We start from the raw sequence: 20,264 nt of genomic DNA on the forward strand, positions 1-20,264 counted from the left end.
GTGGCGGTCGATACGCCGAGTTCGATATGGAATGGCGGAAAAGGGCCTCTTGCTCCCTGCGTGACTCCGTCGGGTCGACCTTGCGGCTCATCAGCGCTCGCTGCCGTCCCAACTGGAGGCGGGACGGGAGGAAGCACCGGGGGTTTCGGCGGCGATAATGTGGCGGTCGATACGCCGAGTTCGATATGGAATGGCGGAAAAGGGCCTCTTGCTCCCTGCGTGACTCCGTCGGGCCGACCTTGCGGCTCATCAGCACTCGCTGCCGCTCCAACTGGAGGTGGCGGTTCCAGCTTAGGTTCTGGCTCATCTGGTGGAATGGCCCTCACGGCTCAGACAGGAGGGGGCGGAGGAAGTTCAGGTTCGGCACAATCAGGATCAGCTGGATCGGGCACGAATTCCTCTTCATCTGGAAGTGGTGGGTGGGGTTCAAATCCGCGCTCAGGTTCTTACGGACAGGGTTTAGGAGCTTCCCCGACAGCAGCAGCGCCAGGTACGGGAGGAAGTGGAGATCCCTTTGGATCAGGGTCAAGTTCGGGATCCGGTTCTGGTTCTGGTTCTGGTTCTGGTTCGGGTGGTCGATTGCCGTCCGGTGTTGCAGCCACAACGACAGTTGCGTCGGCCGGAACGAATCAGGGACTGCCTGATAATAACTGTGATCTTGAAGAGAAGGTTTTTACACCAGCTTGCTTTGATATCATGAATGACTATTGCACGACGACTCAAAGGCAGGGGAGTGGGTGCAAGAGCTTCTGTCGAACAAATAGTGCTTCCACGGCATGCGCGGGCTCGAAGTAGTTCGAAGCGTTTCGAAGAGATAATTGCAAATTTTGAGAGAGAGGGTCCGGGGCCCTCTTCCTGTTGTTGAGTGATTCTGATGTTGACTCATTCGATGAGTTCGCCGAATGTAAGCCGAACATGCGCTTGTTCTTAATGTCCATTTATAAAACCAATTTTGAAACCAATTCCGACTGGATTTGGAGTCAGCCCAGGACTTTTTGAATGAACAACTCCGTGACCACATCTGATGAAAATTTAGAGAGAGTTTCAGGAATCATTGAAAGAATAACTTTTCACAATCCGGAAAACGGATGGACAGTGCTAAAGGTCTCTTCCTTTCGTGATCCAGGCCGCCTCGTGACAGTTCTGATTCATCAGGCCAAAGTCTTTGCCGGTGCGACGATGGAATTTTGGGGCACCTATGGTCATCATCCTCAGCACGGAGAGCAGTTTAAGGCGGTGCGGGCCGTAGAGAAAAAGCCAGCATCTGCAGCGGCTTTGGAGAAGTATTTGGGCTCGGGTCTTATTCGGGGCGTGGGACCTGCGACGGCAAAGAGAATTGTCGGACATTTCAAAGAAAGAACTTTGGAAGTGTTTGAAAAAAGCATTCATGAGCTTCTTCATGTCCCGGGTATTGCGGACAAAAAAATTGCACAAATCAGAACCTCATGGTCGGAGCATCAGGCCATTCGTGACGTGATGATTTTTCTGCAGGGGTATGGAATTAGCACTCTGTTTGCGACAAAGATATATAAGACTTACGGAGACAAATCGATCCAGATTGTTTCTGAAAATCCGTACCGGCTGGCTCATGATATTTATGGGATTGGATTTTTTTCTGCAGACAAGATTGCCTTGGCAATGGGATTTGAAAAAACGGGCAAGCTTCGAATTGAGGCGGGAATCAAACATGTTTTGTCGGCCAGTCGTGATGAGGGGCATTGTTTTTTGACTGAAGAACAGATTGTTGGCGGGACACTGGAGCTTTTGAGAGAAGAAATCGAAAGAAAAAATCTGCTGGAGATCTTGCTTCTTCTCAAAAATACAAATCAAATCAAGCTTCGTCGAATGAATTATCGAGGGGGTGAGCTCCAGGATTGCTATTATTCAAAGAGTCTCTATTACGATGAGTTGACGACGGCCGATCGCCTCTTGGATCTCATGAAAAATCAGGTGGCAATTGATTTGGTGAGAATCAAGGGGTGGGTTGCAAAGTACTGCGGTCAGCAGGGCATTGAACTGAGCGAGGAACAGTTGCGAGCGGTGTGTGAAATCTCAGGCCATACATTCTCGGTTCTTACGGGTGGTCCCGGATGTGGAAAGACCACGTGCACCAGGGTTTTGGTTCAACTGCTTCTTGCCATGAAGCGAAGGGTTTTGCTGGCGGCGCCCACGGGAAGAGCGGCCCAGAGAATGAGCGAAGTGATTGGAATCGAAGCCAAGACAATTCATCGTTTGTTAGAATGGGCACCTGCAAAGAACGGCTTCAAGAAGGACGAAACGGATCAGTTGCAGGTCGATTTTCTGATCGTGGATGAAACATCGATGTTGGACATTGGCCTTGCGGCAAGCCTGTTTAAAGCTGTCCCTAATGGAGCGCAAGTCCTTTTTATTGGCGATCCAGATCAGTTGCCGGCGGTTGGAGCTGGAGATGTATTGGCTGATTTGCTCAAGAGTCCCGAGATCCCTCGTTTTCGATTGACCCAGGTTTTTCGTCAGGCTCAATCCTCATCGATCATTCGCTTTGCTCACGAAATCAACAGTGGAGTCCTGCCTAAAATTCTCTCTCCTCTGGCAGAGCCTCAGGCTTTCGCTCAGGGGATTGACTGTCTTTTTGTGGATTCTGATGAGGCAACTCAAGAACAGTTGAGATTTCTCAGTCGTGCGAAGTCTGCGCTTGAGCGCACGGTGAGTGAGGGCGAGGCTCATTTGCTGAGGAGCGGGGAGAAATGGGTTGGTCGCTTGCAAAAAGCGGTTCAAGGAATTGAAATCGATGAACTCCTTCTTCCGTCAGATGTAACCGAACAAAGTGTTCGAGAGCCGGTGTTGATGATCCCAGAGAAATTTCGAAACGTGGATTTGAATCAATTGCTTCATGCGGGAGCGGGAGCCGCCGAGTTGAAGACGATATTGAAATCAATTCACCCTTGGTCGTCGCTCCACTATGGTCTGACAGCGGTCGATTCTGTGGTGAGACTCTACACAAAATCCATTCGCGAGTGGATGGGGGGAATGGACGTCGAAATTCAGGTGCTGACCCCTCAGGTCAGAGGTACGCTCGGGACCATGAACTTGAACCATTGTTTGCAAGCGGCAAGCAATCCCGAAGCTCCCAACAAGCGTCAGCTCCAGATGGGTGGACGAACGCTGAGAACAGGCGATCGCGTCATCCAAACTCGAAATAATTATGATTTGGGTGTTTTCAACGGCGACATTGGTCGAATCATTGAAATTGATACGGAAGGCTTATCTTGTCATGTCAGTTTTGGTGGAGGAGATGGTCGCAGGGAAGTTATCTTTGAGAGAGAAGATTTGAATGAGCTTTCATTGGCTTATGCCATCACAATTCATAAGAGTCAGGGCTCAGAGTTTCAAGTGGTTATTATTCCGGTTCTCGGTCAACATTTTAATATGCTTTTTCGAAATTTGATTTACACAGGCTTGACGAGGGCCAAAAAGTTGGCGGTCTTCGTGGGGAGCCGAAAAGCTCTCGCAATGGCTGTGAGCAAGATTGACAATCGAAAACGGCAAACTGCATTGACTGGGTTGGTATCGCAAATATTATCTTAGCAAAGCCATTTTTTGTTTTTTGTGATATCTTGCGCTCACTTTGTGGAGCTTTGCCTGGAGGGTTTTTGTCATGGCAAATTTAAATTCCATACTTATTTTTTTATTTACAGCAATGGTGTCATTTGCATTTTCCTGTGCTACTTCGCCAACAGGGAGAAAACAGCTCATCATCGTCAGTGACCAAGAAATGAATCTCATGGGCGGACAGGCTTTTGGCGAAATGAAGGAAAAATTACCGATTGACCGAAGCACTTCGGCAAACGGGTACGTGAGGTGTATCGTCGAATCATTGGCTCCCTTTGTCTCCGGTTCTGTTAGCGCCGACAAGTGGGAGGTGGTTGTGTTTAAGAATAAAGAAGCAAATGCTTTTGCCCTACCCGGAGGAAAGATTGGGGTTCAAACGGGCATGTTCGCAGTCGCGAAAACACCTGGGCAGCTGGCGGCAGTCATAGGCCACGAAATTGGCCATGTGATAGCTCGACATGGAGCTGAGAGAGTCTCGACTTCATTGGCGGCGCAATCGGGTCTGATGGTTGCTGATGCCTTGATGGGCGATAGAAGTTCGAAGAAAAATGTCATGGCTGCTTTGGGTCTCGGGGCCCAATTCGGGGTTATTCTCCCTCATGGTCGAACACAGGAGTCTGAGGCTGACCGGATTGGTCTTGATCTCATGGCTGAGGCCGGCTTTGACCCCCGAGAAAGTATTGACCTATGGAATAATATGTCGCAATCGGGAGGCTCGGGCACCCCTGAGTTTTTATCTACACATCCATCCAACAGTCGTCGAATTGCCGATCTTGAGTCTTTTATGGGCCCGGCCCTCAGTCTTTTTGAGGCCGCTCGCAAGAGCGGACGTTCTCCGAAGTGCCATCTTTAAATTGGCCTAGTTAATTGTTGTTCCAAACCTCCAAGGGGGTCCCTGGCTGTACCCCTGAGATTTGGTTCAGCCAGCTCCCCCTGTGTCTTGGATACAACAGATTCACCGACGGCCTGCGGGCCAGCCGCAGCATTAGAATCGATATCTTTCTTCTTAAAACTTGCAAAAAATGTTTTAACGTGCTACTACGCTAATCCGATGAAACGAGATTTTGACTTAAAAGACAGAAATTTTAGAGACCTTTGCAAGGTCATTGCAGGGCTGAGGAGTTCTGAAGAGGTTCGCAGCTTTCTCCTTGATTTGTGCACTCCCAACGAAATTCAGGCTCTGGCGGATCGCTGGGAAGTGGCAGTGATGATCGCTCGGGGGGACTCTTATCGTGAAATTTCAAAGAACACAGGAATTAGTACCGCCACAATCACTCGGGTTGGGCGATTTATTCGAACGGGAAGAGGATATCAATTGGCCCTCGCCCGATTTAAAGTTGAGAGCCCGGAGTCTCAATCTCCAGCGCAAAGGCAAGATCAAGTTGATGGGTCTGATTTAGGAGGACAGTCATGATACGAATTGCTATTCAGAAATCGGGACGTTTGACAGAACAGTCTTTGAAACTTTTGGAAGACTGCGGGATGTCCTTCAATTGGTCAAAAGATCGACTGATGCTTCAGGTGACTAATTTTCCTCTCGAGATACTTTTGGTTCGTGATGATGATATTCCTGAATATGTCCGCAAAGGAATCTGTGATCTGGGAGTTGTGGGTGAAAATGTTCTGCGCGAACACAATGGACAGGATAAATCCATGGTTGAGATCATTCTTCGACTCGGATTTGGAAAGTGTCGACTGTCCCTCGCTGTTCCTGAATCCTCAAGTTTGAGAAGCGTCAATGACCTGCAAGGAAAGCGCATCGCAACTTCTTATCCCGAGTCTTTGAAATCCTTTCTCAGAGGCCGTGAAATAGAGTCCGAGATCATTGAAATTTCTGGTTCGGTCGAAATCGCACCTACTCTTGGGGTTGCCGATGCAATCTGTGACTTGGTTTCTACCGGCTCTACACTTCGCACAAATGGATTGGTCGAGATTGAATGCCTTTATCAGTCAGAGAGCGTGATCGTTCAATCTTCGAAGCCTTTGAGCGAAGAAAAACAAAGTCTTGTGGATCGCCTCCTTCGACGAATCAATGGAGTGATGAGAGCTTCTTGCAATAAGTACATTATGATGAATGCGCCGCGATCGGCGCTCGCTGCGATTCGAGATATATTGCCGGGAATGGAAGAACCCTCGGTTCTGCCGTTTGCCTGCTCCTCCGACCGAGTGGCCATTCATACTGTTTGTGACGAGAATGTCTTTTGGGAAACGATGGAACGACTCAAAGCTGCGGGCGCGAGTTCTATTCTCGTGATGCCCATCGAAAAAATACTTTCATAATCGGTTGAATAGCCTGGAGCACGCAAAAATGAATACCTACTCGTGGTCAAAATTAAGTCGAAAAGAAAGAGAGTCTCTCTTCTTGCGACCCTCTGACAAGCTTGTCGACAAGGAGGTCGTTCGAAAAATTCTATCCGATGTCAGGGAGCAGGGAACAGAGGCGATTCTTCGCTACACGGAGGACTTCGACAAAGTTCGAATGACAGACATTTTTGTAGAAAAGGACGAAATATCTAGCGCCTTCGATGCGATAGATTCCTCACTGAAGCTTGCGTTTCTTCAGGCGGCTGGAAACATTGAAACCTTTCACCGCGCTCAGTTGGCAAGAGATATCAAAGTCATCGTTGAGCCTGGTGTTGTCTGCGAGCAGGTTTCCCGACCTATTTCGAGAGTTGGAATTTATGTTCCTGGAGGTACGGCTCCGCTTTTTTCAACGGTCTTGATGCTGGCAATTCCAGCGCGAATTGCGGGATGCACTGAAATTGTTGTCGCTACACCTCCTCAACGAGATGGAAAAATAAATCCGGACATTCTCGCAGCCTGTCAACTCTCTGGTGTGACGGAGATCATTAAGGTGGGAGGGGCTCAGGCCATTGCGGCTTTGGCCTTTGGAGCAGACAAGCTATTTCCTGTGAAAAAAATCTTTGGACCCGGCAATGCCTGGGTGACAGAAGCAAAACGCCAGGTGACGCAAATGTGCCCATCCGTGGGATGTGATCTGCCAGCAGGGCCGTCGGAAGTTTTAGTTCTTGCCGATGAAACAGCTGATGCCAATTTTGTTGTTTGGGATCTGCTGAGCCAAGCAGAGCACGGGCCTGATTCTCAAGTTCTATTGGTTTCTACAAGTGAAGATAAAATTCGTGAAGTGCTGAGCTTGCTCGAACAGATCGTGCCGGATCTCGAGCGAGCGGATCTTGTTCGGAGTTCATTGGCCAGCAGTCGAGCGATCTTTTGTGAAAATTTGGATGCAGCGATAGACTGCAGCAATCAATATGGTCCTGAACATCTGATCGTAAACGCAAGAAATCCACGTGATATTCTTGAAAAGGTGACGGCAGCTGGATCTGTATTTCTTGGGCCCTGGTCGCCTGAATCCGTTGGAGATTATGCGAGCGGAACCAATCATGTTCTTCCAACTTCAGGAGCGGCCCACTATACTGGAGGCGTTTCCCTCTCGTCTTTTTTGCGTCGAATCACCGTTCAGGAGCTGACCTCGGAAGGGCTCTTAAATCTTTCAGCGACAGTGGAGACTATGGCCGCACACGAGAGTTTAACTTGCCACGCTCAGGCCGTGAGAGTTCGGCGAAAGGTCTTGGAGAATTCTCTTGATGATAACTATGAAAAGGGGAGAAGAATCAAATGATAGATTTAGTCCAGCGATTGGTGAGGCCCGTGATCGCAAATCTCAAGCCCTATTCTTCGGCACGAAGCCTCGAATGTTCCCGTGAAATCTTGTTGGATGCAAACGAGAGTCCCTGGAACCTTCAGAGTCGATATCCGGAGCCTCAGCCTCGGGAGCTCAAAAGAAGTTTGTCCGAGCTTTACGATGTGAAGTTTGATGAAGTCCTTGTGACAAGAGGGAGCGATGAGGCCGTTGATGTACTCGTGAGAACATTTTGTGAGCCAGGACAATCTTCGATCATCGTGCATCCTCCCACCTTCGAAATATTTGCTCATGCGGCCACAATTCAAGGGGCGAGAGTTCTCTCAGTCCCTCTTGACGATCAATTCGATTTGAACTGCGAAAGGCTTCTGGAAACGGCGGATCGTGATGACCTGCGTTTGGTCTTTCTCTGTTCTCCCAATAATCCCACGGGCTCCTGTTTGTCGACGGATCGGATCGAGCGAGTCTTGAGAGGAGTTGGAGAGCGAGCTCTTGTCATTGTTGATGAAGCCTATATCGAATTTTCAAGACGGGAGTCATGGACTAAGCGTTTGAGTGAATTCCGTCAACTTGTCGTTTTGCGCACACTCTCTAAATTTTGGGGAGGGGCCGGTTTAAGATGTGGAGTGGCAATCGCTCATCCAGACATCCTTGAACAGATGAGAAAGGTTTTGGCTCCCTATCCCATTGCCGAGGTCGTTTCGCGTCTTGCCGTGAGTCACTTGGAGATTAAACCTCCACCTTTGACAGACTTGTTCGAGGCAAGAAATGCTTTGGCTCTTGCACTGAGGGAGATTTCTTTTGTTGAAAGGGTTTGGCCTTCAGATGCGAATTTTTTATTTGTGACGGTTCAGGATGCGACTTGGGTCTACAACGAACTGCTCGCAGAGGGTATTCGAGTTCGCAATCGATCTCATCTTTGGCCAAATTCTCTGAGGATAGGCTTGGGGACGAAAGAAGAGAACCAAGAAGTTTTACGTGCCCTTCCGAAATTGCAAGAAAAATGGAATCATCGCGCGAAGGGGTCCTTATGAATCGTCGTATCGCATTTATTGATCGGGACGGCACCTTGATTAAGGAGCCCGCTGATCAGCAGGTAGATCGTCTCGATAAAATTGAATTGATGGACGATGTGATTTGGGCTTTGCAAAAATTGAATGCCGCTGGCTTTGAACTCGTTATGGTGAGCAATCAAGATGGCTTGGGAACTGGCAGCTTTCCGCAAGCTGATTTTGATCTTTGTCAGAATTTCATAACAAAAATATTTTTATCTCAGGGGGTCAGGTTTTCGGACGTAAGAATTTGTCCTCATCTTCCGAGCGATGCTTGCAAGTGTCGAAAACCTGGTGTTGGTTTAATCAAGGACTATTTGAAAATTATCGATCGATCGAACAGTCTTGTGATAGGTGATCGCCACACAGATATTGAATTGGCTGAGAATATGGGAATCAGGGGAATTCAATTAACGGATCAATACGGTTGGAAGAATCTGGTCCGTGATGTTTTATTTCGAGTTCGCACGGGAACCTATCGTCGAGAAACCAAAGAGACAAATATTTTTGCCGAAGTTTTTCTGGATGGACAAGGTCAAGCGAATATTCAAACAGGAATTCATTTCTTTGATCATATGCTTGAGCAAATTGCGAAGCATTCGGGAGTCAGTCTGAAAATTCAATGCGAGGGAGATCTAAAAGTGGATGATCATCACACAGTTGAAGACGTGGGGTTGGCTCTGGGGCAAGCCCTGAGCTTAGCTCTTGGAGATCGTCGCGGAATCGAAAGGTATGGTTGTTTGCTCCCGATGGATGAGAGTTTGGCAGAAGTGGCTATCGACCTTGGCGGGCGCCCCTTCTTGGTTTTTTCAGGACAATTTTCGAGAGAAAAAGTCGGAGATCTGTCCATCGAGATGGTGCCTCATTTTTTTCGCTCTCTCGCAGACAGTTTGCGCGCCACCTTGAACATCAAAGTTAATGGAGAAAACACACACCATATGGTTGAGGCTTCCTTCAAGGGTTTTGCACGAGCACTTAAGGCTGCTATTGTCCAAGGTGGAGATCAAATACCATCAACTAAAGGTCTGCTTGTATGATTGCTGTTGTCGATTCTGGTGGAGCTAACATTCGATCGATTGTGACGGCTTTGGAAGGGCTCGGGGAAGAGGCGAAGTTGACTTGTGATCCCGAAATTTTGAGACGGGCAGACCGTCTTGTTTTGCCTGGTGTTGGATCAGCTCTTAAGTGTCGTGAAAAATTGGATCAATCAGGAATTATTCCCCTTTTATGTGAATTGAAGGTACCAATTCTCGGAATATGCATTGGTATGCAAATTTTATTTGAAAGCCTAGAGGAAGGACCCTGTTTCGGTTTGGGCCTCATGCCCGGAACAGTTGATAGGTTTATTCCACAGAAGGGATTTCCCGTTCCACACATGGGATGGAATCAAATTAGAGTTTTGCGCGGAGATTCTCTTTTGGAAGGGCTCGACGAGGCCTGGTTCTATTACACTCACTCCTACAAAGCCCCCGCGGCTGAGGGTGGCTGCACCTTGGCCTCCAGCCAGTACAGTTGTGAGTTTTCAGCGGTGGTAAAGAAGGAGAATTGGTACGGAGTCCAGTTTCATCCCGAAAAATCGGCTGAGGCGGGTCAAAGATTATTAAAAAATTTTCTTGAGGTGAAAAAATGAAGATTTGGCCAGCGATTGATCTATTAGAGGGAAAATGCGTGCGTCTGACTCAGGGAGATTATAGTCAGTGCAAGATATATGACAGTGATCCCGTGGTTGTTGCAAAAAAGTTTGAGGCGGAGGGGGCTAAGCAGATTCACGTTGTCGATTTGAGTCGAGCCAAAAATCCGATGAACTCGCAAATTGGTTTGATTGAAAGAATCTGTAAACAAACTGAACTTTTGGTTCAGGTGGGAGGAGGGATTCGATCCTTGCAAGATGCCAAGGACCTGATAGCGGCAGGAGCCAAGCGCTTGGTCATCGGAAGTTTGGCCGTCACAAACCCAAGGGTGACTCAGGAAATACTTTCTCTTTTTGGTGGTTGCGTTCTAGCCCTCGATGTCCAGGCTTCCCGGGGAGATTACTTTGTGGCGACTCATGCGTGGACGGTCGTGAGCAAAATGACTCCCGAGTCCATCGTGTCGGATTATCCAAAAGCGAAGTCGATTCTGTGTACCGATATCAGCAGAGACGGTAAATTGAGCGGGCCGAGCGTCGAACTTTACTCGAGGTTGCGAAGAAGTTTAGGTGAGGTGGAGATTATTGCCTCAGGCGGAGTCAACAGCCTTGATGATCTGAGAGAATTGCAAAAAACAGGATGTGAGGGCGTGATTGTTGGCAAAGCCTTCTATGAGGAGCGATTTAGTCTGAAGGAGGCCTTGGAATGCTTGCAAGGAGAGTAATCCCTTGTCTGGACGTAGCAGATGGAAAGGTTGTTAAGGGATTGAGATTTCGTGATCATGAAGTGGTCGGAGAGATCGAGGACTTAGCTGCTTTCTATTCTGATGAGGGCGCAGATGAATTGGTTTTTTATGATATCACAGCGAGCGCAGACGGAAGAGATATCTCTCAAGGATGGGTGGAGCGAATCGCTCGAAGAATTAATATTCCATTTTGCGTGGCTGGAGGCATTAGCTCCGTTGATGCTGCAAAAAGAGTTCTGTTCTCAGGTGCAGACAAAGTGTCGGTTAACACGCCCGCCCTGCTTCGCCCGCAATTGATTACCGAATTGGCTGAACAATTTGGTCGGCAATGCGTTGTCGTTGGCATCGACAGCATGAAAGTTCAGGATGAATATTTGGTTCGCTCTCACACGGGTCGAACTTCGACGCAACAGAGTACCAATTGGAAGACTCTGGATTGGATTGTCGAAGTGCAAAGGCTTGGTGCGGGTGAAATTGTCCTGAATTGCATGGATCAAGATGGAGTGCGCACGGGATATGATTTAGAGCAGTTACTGATTGCACGTGCCTTGTGTGATGTGCCCTTGGTGGCTTCGGGCGGAGCGGGCACGCTGGCTCACTTTGAGGAGGTTTTTCGACTCACTCAAGTTGATGGGGCCCTCGCGGCAAGTGTCTTTCACAAAAAGTTGTTTTCGATCGGCGAAGTGAAAAAGTACTGCAGAGAGCGCGGAATTAGAATTCGCCAATAATGCCAGTAAAATAGGAGTGCGAGATGAATAAGCTTGAAGATAAGTGCTTGCCAATATCAAATAAGATCCAGGAACCACCAAAAATTTCTGACTTGGATTGGAAAAAGGGCGGAGGTTTGATTCCAGCGATTGTTCAAGATTATTTCTCTGGCCGAGTATTGATGTTGGGTTATGTAAATCAAGAATCAATGGAGAGAACCTTAGCCACTAGCAGGGTTACTTTTTTTAGTCGTAGTCGCAACACGATTTGGGAAAAGGGCGAAACTTCCGGTAACACGCTCCAGTTGGTCCGCTGGGCAATTGACTGTGACAGCGACACGATTTTGATTTTGGCTAAACCCGATGGGCCGACTTGCCATACAGGTCAGGTGAGTTGCTTTGGCAATGGTGCTTCAGGTGCTTGGGGATTTCTTGAGGAACTAGAGGCTCATTTAGAAATTCGTCGACAGGATTCGACAGGTCAGTCCTATACGGCCAAACTGCTTGAATCGGGGATTCGCCGTGTTGCCCAAAAAGTGGGAGAAGAGGGGATCGAGACAGTTATTGCTGCAGTGTCGGGAGACAAGGGAGACTTGGCCAACGAAACCGCGGACTTAATTTATCATTTGTTGGTGTTGCTTTTGGCTCGCGGGATGAGTTGGAAGGATGTGCTGGAAGTCTTAGCTCAAAGAAAAAAGTAGCATGAACAAATGGGCTGCCTTTGAATACCAAAGTTTACCAACGTATTAAACTCTGCTGGTATGTCTTTACAGAAAGGGAGCCAAACAGGGATAGCCACCTTCATGGACTTCGAATTCAAGCGCCCCATTAGCTCCCAGAACTCTGTTAGATAAAACAGAGAACGTCCTCCCGTGTACTTGGCTCGACGGCCTGGTTTTTTAAGTCTGGGTTGAATTTTCCCACGACAGATCCTGATAGCATATTTTCTCGTGGAACCACACACAGGACAAAACTCGTCCAATATCTTACCTTTATCTTTTTTGGTGCCATTTTGTTAGCGCAGGCGGATCTGGTTGAGATACGGTCGTCGGTGCTCGATGGTCATGACTGAGTCTCCTTCAGGGCATTAGTTTTATTGCGTAAAACCTATTACTCAGAGGGTGCTCATTTGTGATTCAGCGAGCTTTTCCTTTTTGGGTGTTCACAAACCATCTTCCTGGATGACTCACATTTATCGCACCAAAAATACTCTCCTTCGCACAAATTTGGCCATGTCTTCGGTTACATTCAATTTGAGGAAATGCGCCAGAAAGTTTAAAAATCGGAGATGTCCTCGGGTCTCCGAATTATAGAAGGTGACTCATTTTGTTAATACCTAAGTCGAGCCTTGTCGCTGAAATAAAAAAGTCCATCAAACAAGACCTTTCGCATAAGCTTTAATTTGCAGAAAAAAACTCGCGGAGGTACAGGGATGGACTTCTCTCATCTCATCACGACGGCTCTTGGTTTACAAGATGTGACTATCGAAAAATTTGAATTTGACCGGTCAAAGTTGAGTTTAAGAGTATTCGCGAGACAAGATCGAGCATTCTGCCTCTGCCATCAATGTGGCAATCAGATAGGCTATGTACATGAGTGGAAAGAGCGATCTTTGCGTGCCCCCGCCGTTTGGGGCCTTTTTGTATGTGGAGGTGATTCTCTTTCAACTGAGAGGGTATTGTTTAGGGTGTGACGATAAGATTAGGTCGGCTCATATTTCCTTTCTATATCCAGATTTTGACACTCTAACTTATTCATTTTGTGAGTTTGCGGGTCGACTTATGGAGGAAATGCCCTGCGAAGCTGTAGCCAGATTTTTAAATGCATCGTCAAAAACACTTTGGTCACTGGATCAGAATCGAATGGCTAAGCTAAAACCACTCATGAAATTCCCAGAAAATATAGATCTAGAAAAAATGAGTGGAGATGAGGTTCACTTCCGAACGATGCCGAAGGAGAATAGCCTTGACCGACCTGAGATCAAGTATGTCACCAACCTTGTCTGTTACGATCAGTCAAAGGTTTTAGCCAACGCTCCTGGCCGATCGGAAAGATCCCTACTCACTTGTTTAAATCAGCTATCTCCTGAGCAGCTTGCAAGGATAAAGTATTTTTCCCTCGATATGCACGAACCATTTATCAAGGCCGTTCGCAAAATGTGCCCCAATGCTAGAATCTGCATTGATAGATTCCACCTGGCTGAATATGTAAATAATGTCTTTGATGATGTAAGAAAATGCGAGTTCCGAAAGGCCAAGGAAAACAAAGATGGGTTTCAAGTGGATATGCTTGCTCCTCACAGGCGGTTTGTACTCGTAGAGCGTGAAAAGATGCTCTCGAAGAAAGACCTACGCATGTTGGATAAACTCAAAGAGATAAATAAAAATATTCTAAATGGAATGATCTTGGTCGAACACTTTCACTCCATTCTTGATAAAACGGAAGTAATCGAGTTTAGGAAATCACTTCTACTGTGGTATCGCCTAGTGAGAGAATCCAACCTCAAACCGTTTAAAAAGATGGCCCTTTTGATTAGAAAGTACCGAGAAGAGATTGAAAGCTATATTACCTCCCGCCTTACCTCGGCAAAGTCGGAGGGATCAATAATAAAATAAAAGTTTTAAGGAGATCAGCTTATGGCTATACGAATGAAACCTCCTACCTCAATAAAATCCTCCAAAGATGCGGCTACTTAAACTCTACCCATATCGATACGACAGGGTGGTTTTGGGGGCCAAATAGCAGGTTGGCACAAAATACCCCCTTCTAATAAACGGAGAGGCGCCGGAAATAGGACTTACAGATGCCTCTTTAGAGCCTTGGTGTTAAGAGAAAATACCCATCACCCATTTGATTGGATTTGAAGGTGGCATTCGGATTGCTGTAGTAGGCTCCAGAAAGGACGGTTTCAGAGCTGTGGAGTCATAGGGATTTCTGCCGCTTTGTACAATGACCTCACATGCGCTATATCTACCACCTCGCAATTTTGGCCTGCGCTTTTTTTTGCTCAAATTCTTACGCATCCTCAAAGTGCAAGTGGTTTTTGACCACCGATCTTCGTGGTGCTGCTGTCTTAAATAAGCAGTTTCCTAAATTAGCTGCATCTCAACCTGTGAGAGCCCAATCAAACATGGACGCCCGAAGTGGTTTTAGATTTGACCCCGTTGCACAGATCGAGCGTTGGATGGAAGTCCTCGTGCGCACTCATCTGAGACGTCGCGACAATCAATTCGTTGTTGATCGTCTGAAAAATTATTACCACAAAAAATATGTCATCAAGGCTAGCGAGATCCCGGACAGCTATTATGCATTTCAACAAAGATTGGCTCTGGAAGAGGGCCATGGACATATCGAGCTAGATCGGAAAGCCAAGGAGCAATTGGCACGCCACTTAATTAGAAATCAGACCGATTCCATCAACAAATGGATCGACTACTTCGTTTCGTCCGATACTGATATATATCCCATGTGGATTAAATATTGGGCCTTTAACGGTATGGTAAAACTTGGTTCTTACGATTCTAATTCTGGCAAGTTTGGTAACCGCGGCATTGGCCAGGTGGCACCGTTCGCCGAACTAAATAGGGAGGGTCTTGCAATTGTAATCGATCAAATTGCCAAAAAGATAGAGCCGCTTAACGTACGCGATCAAAGATTAGTTCGACTTTTTCAGGGGACCAACTTCGGAACATTATACGGGCGCGCTATTTTCAGTCTCAATGGGAAGGTGACGAATCTGACAAATATTCGGGGTAAATGGGTTCTCTTTCCGAGAAATTCTGATGCAAAGAAACTTGCAGGCTCTCTTTATGGTAGAAATACCGGCTGGTGCACAGCTAGTGAAACGACGGCAAAGCTGCAGCTCGAGCAAGGCGACTTTCACATTTTTATGAGTGAGGACGAAAATGGAAACACTAATATTCCTAGAATTGCCATCCGCATGCATGGATCAAAAGTGGCTGAAGTCCGTGGCGTGGCCAATGGCCAGAATATTGACCCGGCAATTGCGGCTACTCCCATTCTGCACGATAAATTAAACGAATTTGGCGAAGAGGCTGATCGCTACAAAAAACGACTTGCAGATATGAAGCGCCTCACAAACCTCTATGAAAATCGCGCTCAAAGACCAATGACCATGGAAGACTTGCGGTTTCTTTATCAGGTTGATAGTCAGATTGAAGGATTTGGCCATATTGAAGGGTTTGGCAATTCGGAAGATCCGCGTATAAGTGAACTAATTAATGGCCGGGATAAAGTAAAAGACTTGATCAAGATATTTGGGATTTCAGGCGCCTTGATTTCGACCAACGCCGACGAAGCTTTACGCGGAGGAATGAAAATTCACGTTGGAGACTTAAAACTCAGCGATGTGGCGCTTGGGGATGTGGTACTGCCTGAATTGATTACGGGTTCATTTGAGGCGCGCAACCTTAAGACCATACATAACGTTACGTTTCCGCTGAAGGTGAAGGGCAAAGTCGTGCTCCCTAGGTTAAATACAGACATATCGATTTCGCTCCTTGAAGGTGGAATCACGAGGGAGCTTCAGGCTGGAGGCTCAACGTCGACGCGAGTTCGGATTCCGTCTGCTTTCAAAGGTAGCATTCAACTTGAAGCAGCAGATGTAAAGAATCTCGAGATTCCTGCTGATTTTGAGGGCACTCTAATTATTGGAGAAGCTGAGTCTGTCGAGGGTCTTACGATTCCCGCGTTGAATTATACGTCGCATATCTCATTTGGGAAACTTAAAAGTGCAAGAGGTATTAGGATCTCTCCCCACTTTGCCGGGATTCTTACGTTTATAAACCTTGAATCTGCGAATGGGTTAGTTATACCCAATGGCTTTCAGGGTGCGTTCGCAATCTACAATCTAACCGGGCCACTTGAAGAACTTGTGTTACCGAACAGAATGGCGGGCCTTTCATTATTTGGAGTTGAAAATGGAAGCGGTCTCCGACTCCCTAAATCGGTTAGCTACTTACAGCTTTCTAATTTGAAGGATGGGACGAATATCGACTGGCCGGACGAGATTGATAATTTCCTGTCTGTACCATCTGGCTTTGAGAGTTACGTTCCTGAGCGGCTTCGGAGCACCATAAGGCCTGCTCACGGAAACAACTAAGAGTCTATTCTAAAACTCCAATTGCTCTGAAAGCTATGATAGAACAAGCTATGTGCAGACAGTCCTCATAATTTTCCACCTTTTCCCCAACGAACTTAGAGATGGCGGAATTTGTTGAGCCACCAGAAAGGGATTTCTACGACCCAGCGAAGGTTTCGTTTTCCTGGATATCTTTGCTTTGTATCCATTCATTCGCCTTTCGATCGGATGGTCGGCTGATAGCCCCCTAAGCCCAAGAAATGTGTCGATTTAAATCAGAGTCGTATGCCTTGTCGGCCAGAAGATGATGGGTGCCGGAGGGTTTGTCTAGAATGAGCTTGCTCAGATTCGCATCAAAAAGTTTGGAGCCTTGGACGCTGGTCCCGTCTGTGATCAACCCGAGGCCCACTCCATATCCATCTGACAAAGGAGAGCCCTATGACTCAGAGTCAGTATATTATTAATCGGAAAGTTAACGTAGTGTAACTTGCAGAGAAGATCGGAAATATTTCTGAGACATGCCGAAATCTTGGTGTCAGTCGGGAGGAATACAATACCAGTCGAACCAATAGCGGCAATTGCTGCCTAGGCAGAGTTCCCAAACAAACCTGGGATGACGGATATGACCTATACAAAAAATATGTTCTTGATTCTAACTCGGTCGATGGCGCCCCCCTCGCCGAGGCTCGTCCGAATCTGGAGTCCGATAGTGGCATCCAGAATCAGCTTGACGACGAATGTTCCAAAAGTCAAAATTTACAAAATCAGAAATCGGAGGTGGCAATCAAAGAACTGATGCACTAAGTTGTGAACTGTCTCGACCGAGAGAGTCATGTCCACGCAACTAAAAACTTCCGTAATCCATTGTCCAAGGCTAGCAGAACATCCTGCGTCCACTATTAAACAGTACGCTCAAAGAAAAAAGTAGAATGAGAGATGGGGACCAAGTATACTCCATCACTCACCCTCCAGTGGGGCGGTATATTTTCGGAGTTACAACTTAGATGTTATTTGCAAAATCAGCTCAACGTCCTCCTGTTGACGCAATTATGGGATCTTATCTGAGAGAGAAAAGATCCCCCTATATTCATTTGAGCTGGATGATACATGGTCAATGTAATTATCGATGCTCTTATTGTCACAAAAACAATTGGGGTGGATCGAGCCGGCGCCTTGAATTTAATCATGCGATTTACTTTCTGGAGAGATTTCTTGAACATTACAAGGATCGTCGAATTGTTGTTTCCTTTAGTGGAGGTGAGCCAACGCTTTGGCCTCATTTTACAGAGCTTGTCGAGTGGCTTCATGTTCGCGGAATTTCAATGGGCCTCACGAGCAACGGATCGAGGGGGCTTTCATATTTCAAAGGGATTGCGCCCCTATTGTCTTGGCTAAATTTGAGTTATCACCCAGAGTTTTCCCATGAGCAGCGTTTTATGGAGACAGTGATTGGGGCCTCTTTTTTTTGTGATGTCAGAGTTCGCCTAATGATGCCAGTTGAACGTCGATTGTGGGATCGGTCAATTTCCTTTGGAGAGAAATTAAAGTCCGCTCTTGGATTTGGATCTTTGACAACAATTGAATACGCTCCCATTTCTGAGGATTTTAGCGGTCTTCATGCTCGTCCGACAGAATACGCAACTGATCAGAAGGGTCGTTTTGAGGATCCCGTTTTCGCAGTGGGACCGGATCGTAAGTTCAAAGAAAGGGCCTCCATTGAGAATGTGGATGGGGGAATCGTTGGTGCCCCGAGAAAAATATTTGAACTGGACGCCAATACTCTTCTCGCCCAGGGGCAAACCAATTTTATCGGATGGAAGTGTGAAATAGGACTTGAGCAGACTTTTATTGATTCATAAGGGAATGTACTTCGAGCTGGTTGTCGAGTTGGAGGAATAATCGGCCATATTTCGAATAAAAAAATTAAATTCCCAACCAGTGCTGTTCTCTGTTCAAAATCCTATTGTTATTGCGGGACGGATATTATCGCGACTAAATTTTCACCGAAGTGGATTCTCAGTCAGGATTTGGAATCGATACCACAGGGATTCGACGCCCCTGCGTATAAGGGAGTGGCATTTTTTCGATATTTTCATGCCCATGCGATGTCCAGAATCATTCATATTCTGAAATATTTTGCGTGGCCTTTGACAGTGAATTTTATACGTTCTATTTTGGGACCTCGATTGACGCGAGCCCTGCGCTTCAAAGTGTGGCCCTGGATTTCAGATTCGTGGAAAATTATTGGTTATTCGCAGTTGTTTAAAAAGCCATAACCCTGTTTATGGGTGTATGGCTTTACTACTGGTAGGGTAAACTCTGTAAGATTCCAGGTCATTTGGGAAGTAGCTGGAGGTGCAGGTCGTCTGACTGCGACTACCGGGCGTATAGAATTAAATGCTGGAGAACAAGAAATTTCCATCAAGCTCAATGGAGAAAAATATCTTGATGGCAAATATTCCATAAAAGAAGGATTTCACAGTTGTAGTGTCTTGTCCACTCTCCAAAACTAGCGGGCTTTAACTAAAAAGCCCTGCCATTTGTGCAATTGATCTGGAGTGAGTTTGGCAAAACAGACGGTTCCTTGTGAATTGGGTTCGGTTCGATTGATCATGCTCTCTCGTCCCAATTCGTAAATGCGGTGTTCGTCAGAACGTGGAAAAAACAATTGGGTATCTGTGTGAAGTTTTCGAATTTGCTCGATCATTAAGGTGCGCAATTTTTCAATTCCTTCACCGGTCAGAGCACTCATGCAGACTCGTGGGTGTTCTTTGATTTGAAATTGGCGCTCAAAGGGAGATTTATCAGATTTGTTGAAAACATGTATGATGGGTTTGCTCTCCCAGCCGAATTCCTTAATGAGAGTGTGTACGACATTCATTTGCGCTTGCATTTGATCACTGCTGAGATCAACAACGTGAATCAAAACATCGGCGTCCAGCGATTCTTCAAGTGTTGCCTTAAATGCTTCTATGAGCTCTGTCGGAAGCCGCCGAATGAAGCCCACTGTGTCGGTGACAACGGCATTTTTGATTTCGGGCAAATAGACTTTGCGAGTTGCGGGATCAAGGGTCGCAAAGGGTTGATCCTTGGTGAGCACTTTCGCATTGCAAAGTCGATTGAGCAGAGTGCTCTTTCCTGAGTTTGTGTATCCAATCAGAGCAAAACTCGGAATTTCAAACCGCTGCCGAGCGGCCCGGTATTGGGCGCGGCTCTTTGTGACGCTCTCCAATTTTTTTCGCAATTGTTTGATGCGATCATGGATGCGTCGCCGATCAATTTCTAAAGCGGTCTCTCCGGGGCCTCGCGTGCCGATCCCGCCTCCTTGCCGTGACAGAGATCCTTGCCAGGCTCCGACCATTCGAGGGAGTTGGTCCAGCATCTGTGCCAGTTCAACCTGAAGTTTGCCTTCATAGGTTTTGGCTCTCTGGGCAAAAATATCCAGAATGAGCTGCGTGCGATCAAGCACTCGAACTCCAATTTCTTTTTCTAGATTTCGGCCTTGAACTCCAGACAGGTGATGATCAATCACCACCAAATTCGCCCCTGAAGTTTCAACGAGATCCTTTATTTCCGATACTTTTCCCGTTCCCAGAAGTGTTGCAGGATTGTATTGGGGAAGTGTTTGGGCCAGGGTTCCCACAACCTCTCCACCGGCCGCATAAACAAGTTCTTCAAGTTCAGCGAGGCTGTCTTTGAGCTCAACAAAGGAATCTGTTTTAAGTCCAATTCCGACGACGACGGCTTTTTCTTGCATTTGACCCGACATAGGCAGT

At 46.8% G+C, this 20,264-nt stretch carries 18 protein-coding genes; 17 read left to right on the top strand and 1 reads right to left on the bottom strand.

Annotated features, from left to right (window positions below; translation table 11 throughout):
• The 17 genes from IPL83_02035 (at position 1) to IPL83_02115 (ending at position 18,347) form a co-directional block, all read left to right on the top strand.
• A complete protein-coding gene (locus IPL83_02035; GenBank protein ID MBK9037933.1) occupies positions 1 to 795 on the top strand; it encodes a hypothetical protein in 795 nt (264 codons plus the stop codon).
• Between the two features lie 204 nt (positions 796 to 999).
• Positions 1,000 to 3,567 (top strand): AAA family ATPase, encoded by a 2,568-nt coding sequence (locus IPL83_02040; GenBank protein ID MBK9037934.1) that lies wholly within the window; start codon positions 1,000 to 1,002, stop codon positions 3,565 to 3,567.
• Positions 3,568 to 3,637: 70 nt separating this feature from the next.
• A complete protein-coding gene (locus tag IPL83_02045) occupies positions 3,638 to 4,444 on the top strand; it encodes a M48 family metallopeptidase (protein ID MBK9037935.1) in 807 nt (268 codons plus the stop codon).
• Positions 4,445 to 4,642: 198 nt separating this feature from the next.
• The gene (locus IPL83_02050; protein ID MBK9037936.1) at positions 4,643 to 5,005 is read left to right on the top strand and encodes a helix-turn-helix domain-containing protein; all 363 of its coding nucleotides are present in this window, start codon (positions 4,643 to 4,645) and stop codon (positions 5,003 to 5,005) included.
• A complete protein-coding gene (locus IPL83_02055) occupies positions 5,002 to 5,871 on the top strand; it encodes an ATP phosphoribosyltransferase (GenBank protein ID MBK9037937.1) in 870 nt (289 codons plus the stop codon). Before IPL83_02050 ends, IPL83_02055 begins: the two co-directional genes overlap by 4 nt.
• Before the next feature lie 28 nt (positions 5,872 to 5,899).
• Entirely contained in the window at positions 5,900 to 7,234 is a 1,335-nt protein-coding gene (hisD, locus tag IPL83_02060) for a histidinol dehydrogenase (GenBank protein MBK9037938.1), read from the top strand.
• The gene (gene hisC, locus IPL83_02065; GenBank protein MBK9037939.1) at positions 7,231 to 8,289 is read left to right on the top strand and encodes a histidinol-phosphate transaminase; all 1,059 of its coding nucleotides are present in this window, start codon (positions 7,231 to 7,233) and stop codon (positions 8,287 to 8,289) included. The genes hisD and hisC overlap by 4 nt, the downstream gene beginning before the upstream one ends.
• Entirely contained in the window at positions 8,286 to 9,344 is a 1,059-nt protein-coding gene (gene hisB / locus IPL83_02070; GenBank protein ID MBK9037940.1) for a bifunctional histidinol-phosphatase/imidazoleglycerol-phosphate dehydratase HisB, read from the top strand. The genes hisC and hisB overlap by 4 nt, the downstream gene beginning before the upstream one ends.
• Positions 9,341 to 9,937: an imidazole glycerol phosphate synthase subunit HisH gene (gene hisH, locus IPL83_02075; GenBank protein MBK9037941.1), complete on the top strand. Its 597-nt coding sequence runs from the start codon at positions 9,341 to 9,343 to the stop codon at positions 9,935 to 9,937. Before hisB ends, hisH begins: the two co-directional genes overlap by 4 nt.
• Positions 9,934 to 10,659: a 1-(5-phosphoribosyl)-5-[(5-phosphoribosylamino)methylideneamino]imidazole-4-carboxamide isomerase gene (gene hisA / locus IPL83_02080; protein ID MBK9037942.1), complete on the top strand. Its 726-nt coding sequence runs from the start codon at positions 9,934 to 9,936 to the stop codon at positions 10,657 to 10,659. The genes hisH and hisA overlap by 4 nt, the downstream gene beginning before the upstream one ends.
• Entirely contained in the window at positions 10,641 to 11,408 is a 768-nt protein-coding gene (gene hisF / locus IPL83_02085; protein ID MBK9037943.1) for an imidazole glycerol phosphate synthase subunit HisF, read from the top strand. The genes hisA and hisF overlap by 19 nt, the downstream gene beginning before the upstream one ends.
• A gap of 23 nt (positions 11,409 to 11,431) precedes the next feature.
• A complete protein-coding gene (locus IPL83_02090; GenBank protein MBK9037944.1) occupies positions 11,432 to 12,088 on the top strand; it encodes a bifunctional phosphoribosyl-AMP cyclohydrolase/phosphoribosyl-ATP diphosphatase HisIE in 657 nt (218 codons plus the stop codon).
• A 731-nt stretch (positions 12,089 to 12,819) separates the two neighbouring features.
• Entirely contained in the window at positions 12,820 to 13,080 is a 261-nt protein-coding gene (locus IPL83_02095) for a hypothetical protein (GenBank protein MBK9037945.1), read from the top strand.
• 169 nt (positions 13,081 to 13,249) lie between these two features.
• Positions 13,250 to 14,002, top strand: a complete 753-nt coding sequence (locus IPL83_02100; GenBank protein MBK9037946.1) for a transposase — start codon at positions 13,250 to 13,252, stop codon at positions 14,000 to 14,002.
• A complete protein-coding gene (locus tag IPL83_02105; GenBank protein MBK9037947.1) occupies positions 13,987 to 14,157 on the top strand; it encodes a hypothetical protein in 171 nt (56 codons plus the stop codon). Before IPL83_02100 ends, IPL83_02105 begins: the two co-directional genes overlap by 16 nt.
• Positions 14,158 to 14,430: 273 nt before the next feature.
• The gene (locus IPL83_02110) at positions 14,431 to 16,509 is read left to right on the top strand and encodes a hypothetical protein (GenBank protein ID MBK9037948.1); all 2,079 of its coding nucleotides are present in this window, start codon (positions 14,431 to 14,433) and stop codon (positions 16,507 to 16,509) included.
• Between the two features lie 983 nt (positions 16,510 to 17,492).
• Positions 17,493 to 18,347: a radical SAM protein gene (locus tag IPL83_02115; GenBank protein ID MBK9037949.1), complete on the top strand. Its 855-nt coding sequence runs from the start codon at positions 17,493 to 17,495 to the stop codon at positions 18,345 to 18,347.
• Positions 18,348 to 18,997: 650 nt separating this feature from the next.
• Here the strand turns inward: IPL83_02115 and hflX are convergent.
• On the bottom strand, positions 18,998 to 20,257 hold the full coding sequence (hflX, locus tag IPL83_02120; protein ID MBK9037950.1) for a GTPase HflX: 1,260 nt from the start codon (positions 20,255 to 20,257) through the stop codon (positions 18,998 to 19,000).
• Between the last annotated feature and the right edge of the window lie 7 nt (positions 20,258 to 20,264).

The organism is Bdellovibrionales bacterium (genome assembly GCA_016716765.1).
Classification (GTDB): Bacteria; Bdellovibrionota; Bdellovibrionia; order Bdellovibrionales; family UBA1609; genus JADJVA01.

Coding starts and splice junctions, on each gene's coding strand:
- hisC (MBK9037939.1), top strand. CDS start 7,231: ATGATAGATTTAGTCCAGCGATTGGTGAGGCCCGTGATCGCAAATCTC.
- IPL83_02090 (MBK9037944.1), top strand. CDS start 11,432: ATGAATAAGCTTGAAGATAAGTGCTTGCCAATATCAAATAAGATCCAG.
- IPL83_02055 (MBK9037937.1), top strand. CDS start 5,002: ATGATACGAATTGCTATTCAGAAATCGGGACGTTTGACAGAACAGTCT.
- IPL83_02095 (MBK9037945.1), top strand. CDS start 12,820: ATGGACTTCTCTCATCTCATCACGACGGCTCTTGGTTTACAAGATGTG.
- hisB (MBK9037940.1), top strand. CDS start 8,286: ATGAATCGTCGTATCGCATTTATTGATCGGGACGGCACCTTGATTAAG.
- IPL83_02045 (MBK9037935.1), top strand. CDS start 3,638: ATGGCAAATTTAAATTCCATACTTATTTTTTTATTTACAGCAATGGTG.
- hisA (MBK9037942.1), top strand. CDS start 9,934: ATGAAGATTTGGCCAGCGATTGATCTATTAGAGGGAAAATGCGTGCGT.
- IPL83_02050 (MBK9037936.1), top strand. CDS start 4,643: ATGAAACGAGATTTTGACTTAAAAGACAGAAATTTTAGAGACCTTTGC.
- IPL83_02115 (MBK9037949.1), top strand. CDS start 17,493: ATGTTATTTGCAAAATCAGCTCAACGTCCTCCTGTTGACGCAATTATG.
- IPL83_02100 (MBK9037946.1), top strand. CDS start 13,250: ATGGCTAAGCTAAAACCACTCATGAAATTCCCAGAAAATATAGATCTA.
- hflX (MBK9037950.1), bottom strand. CDS start 20,257: ATGTCGGGTCAAATGCAAGAAAAAGCCGTCGTCGTCGGAATTGGACTT.
- hisH (MBK9037941.1), top strand. CDS start 9,341: ATGATTGCTGTTGTCGATTCTGGTGGAGCTAACATTCGATCGATTGTG.
- hisD (MBK9037938.1), top strand. CDS start 5,900: ATGAATACCTACTCGTGGTCAAAATTAAGTCGAAAAGAAAGAGAGTCT.
- hisF (MBK9037943.1), top strand. CDS start 10,641: ATGCTTGCAAGGAGAGTAATCCCTTGTCTGGACGTAGCAGATGGAAAG.
- IPL83_02040 (MBK9037934.1), top strand. CDS start 1,000: ATGAACAACTCCGTGACCACATCTGATGAAAATTTAGAGAGAGTTTCA.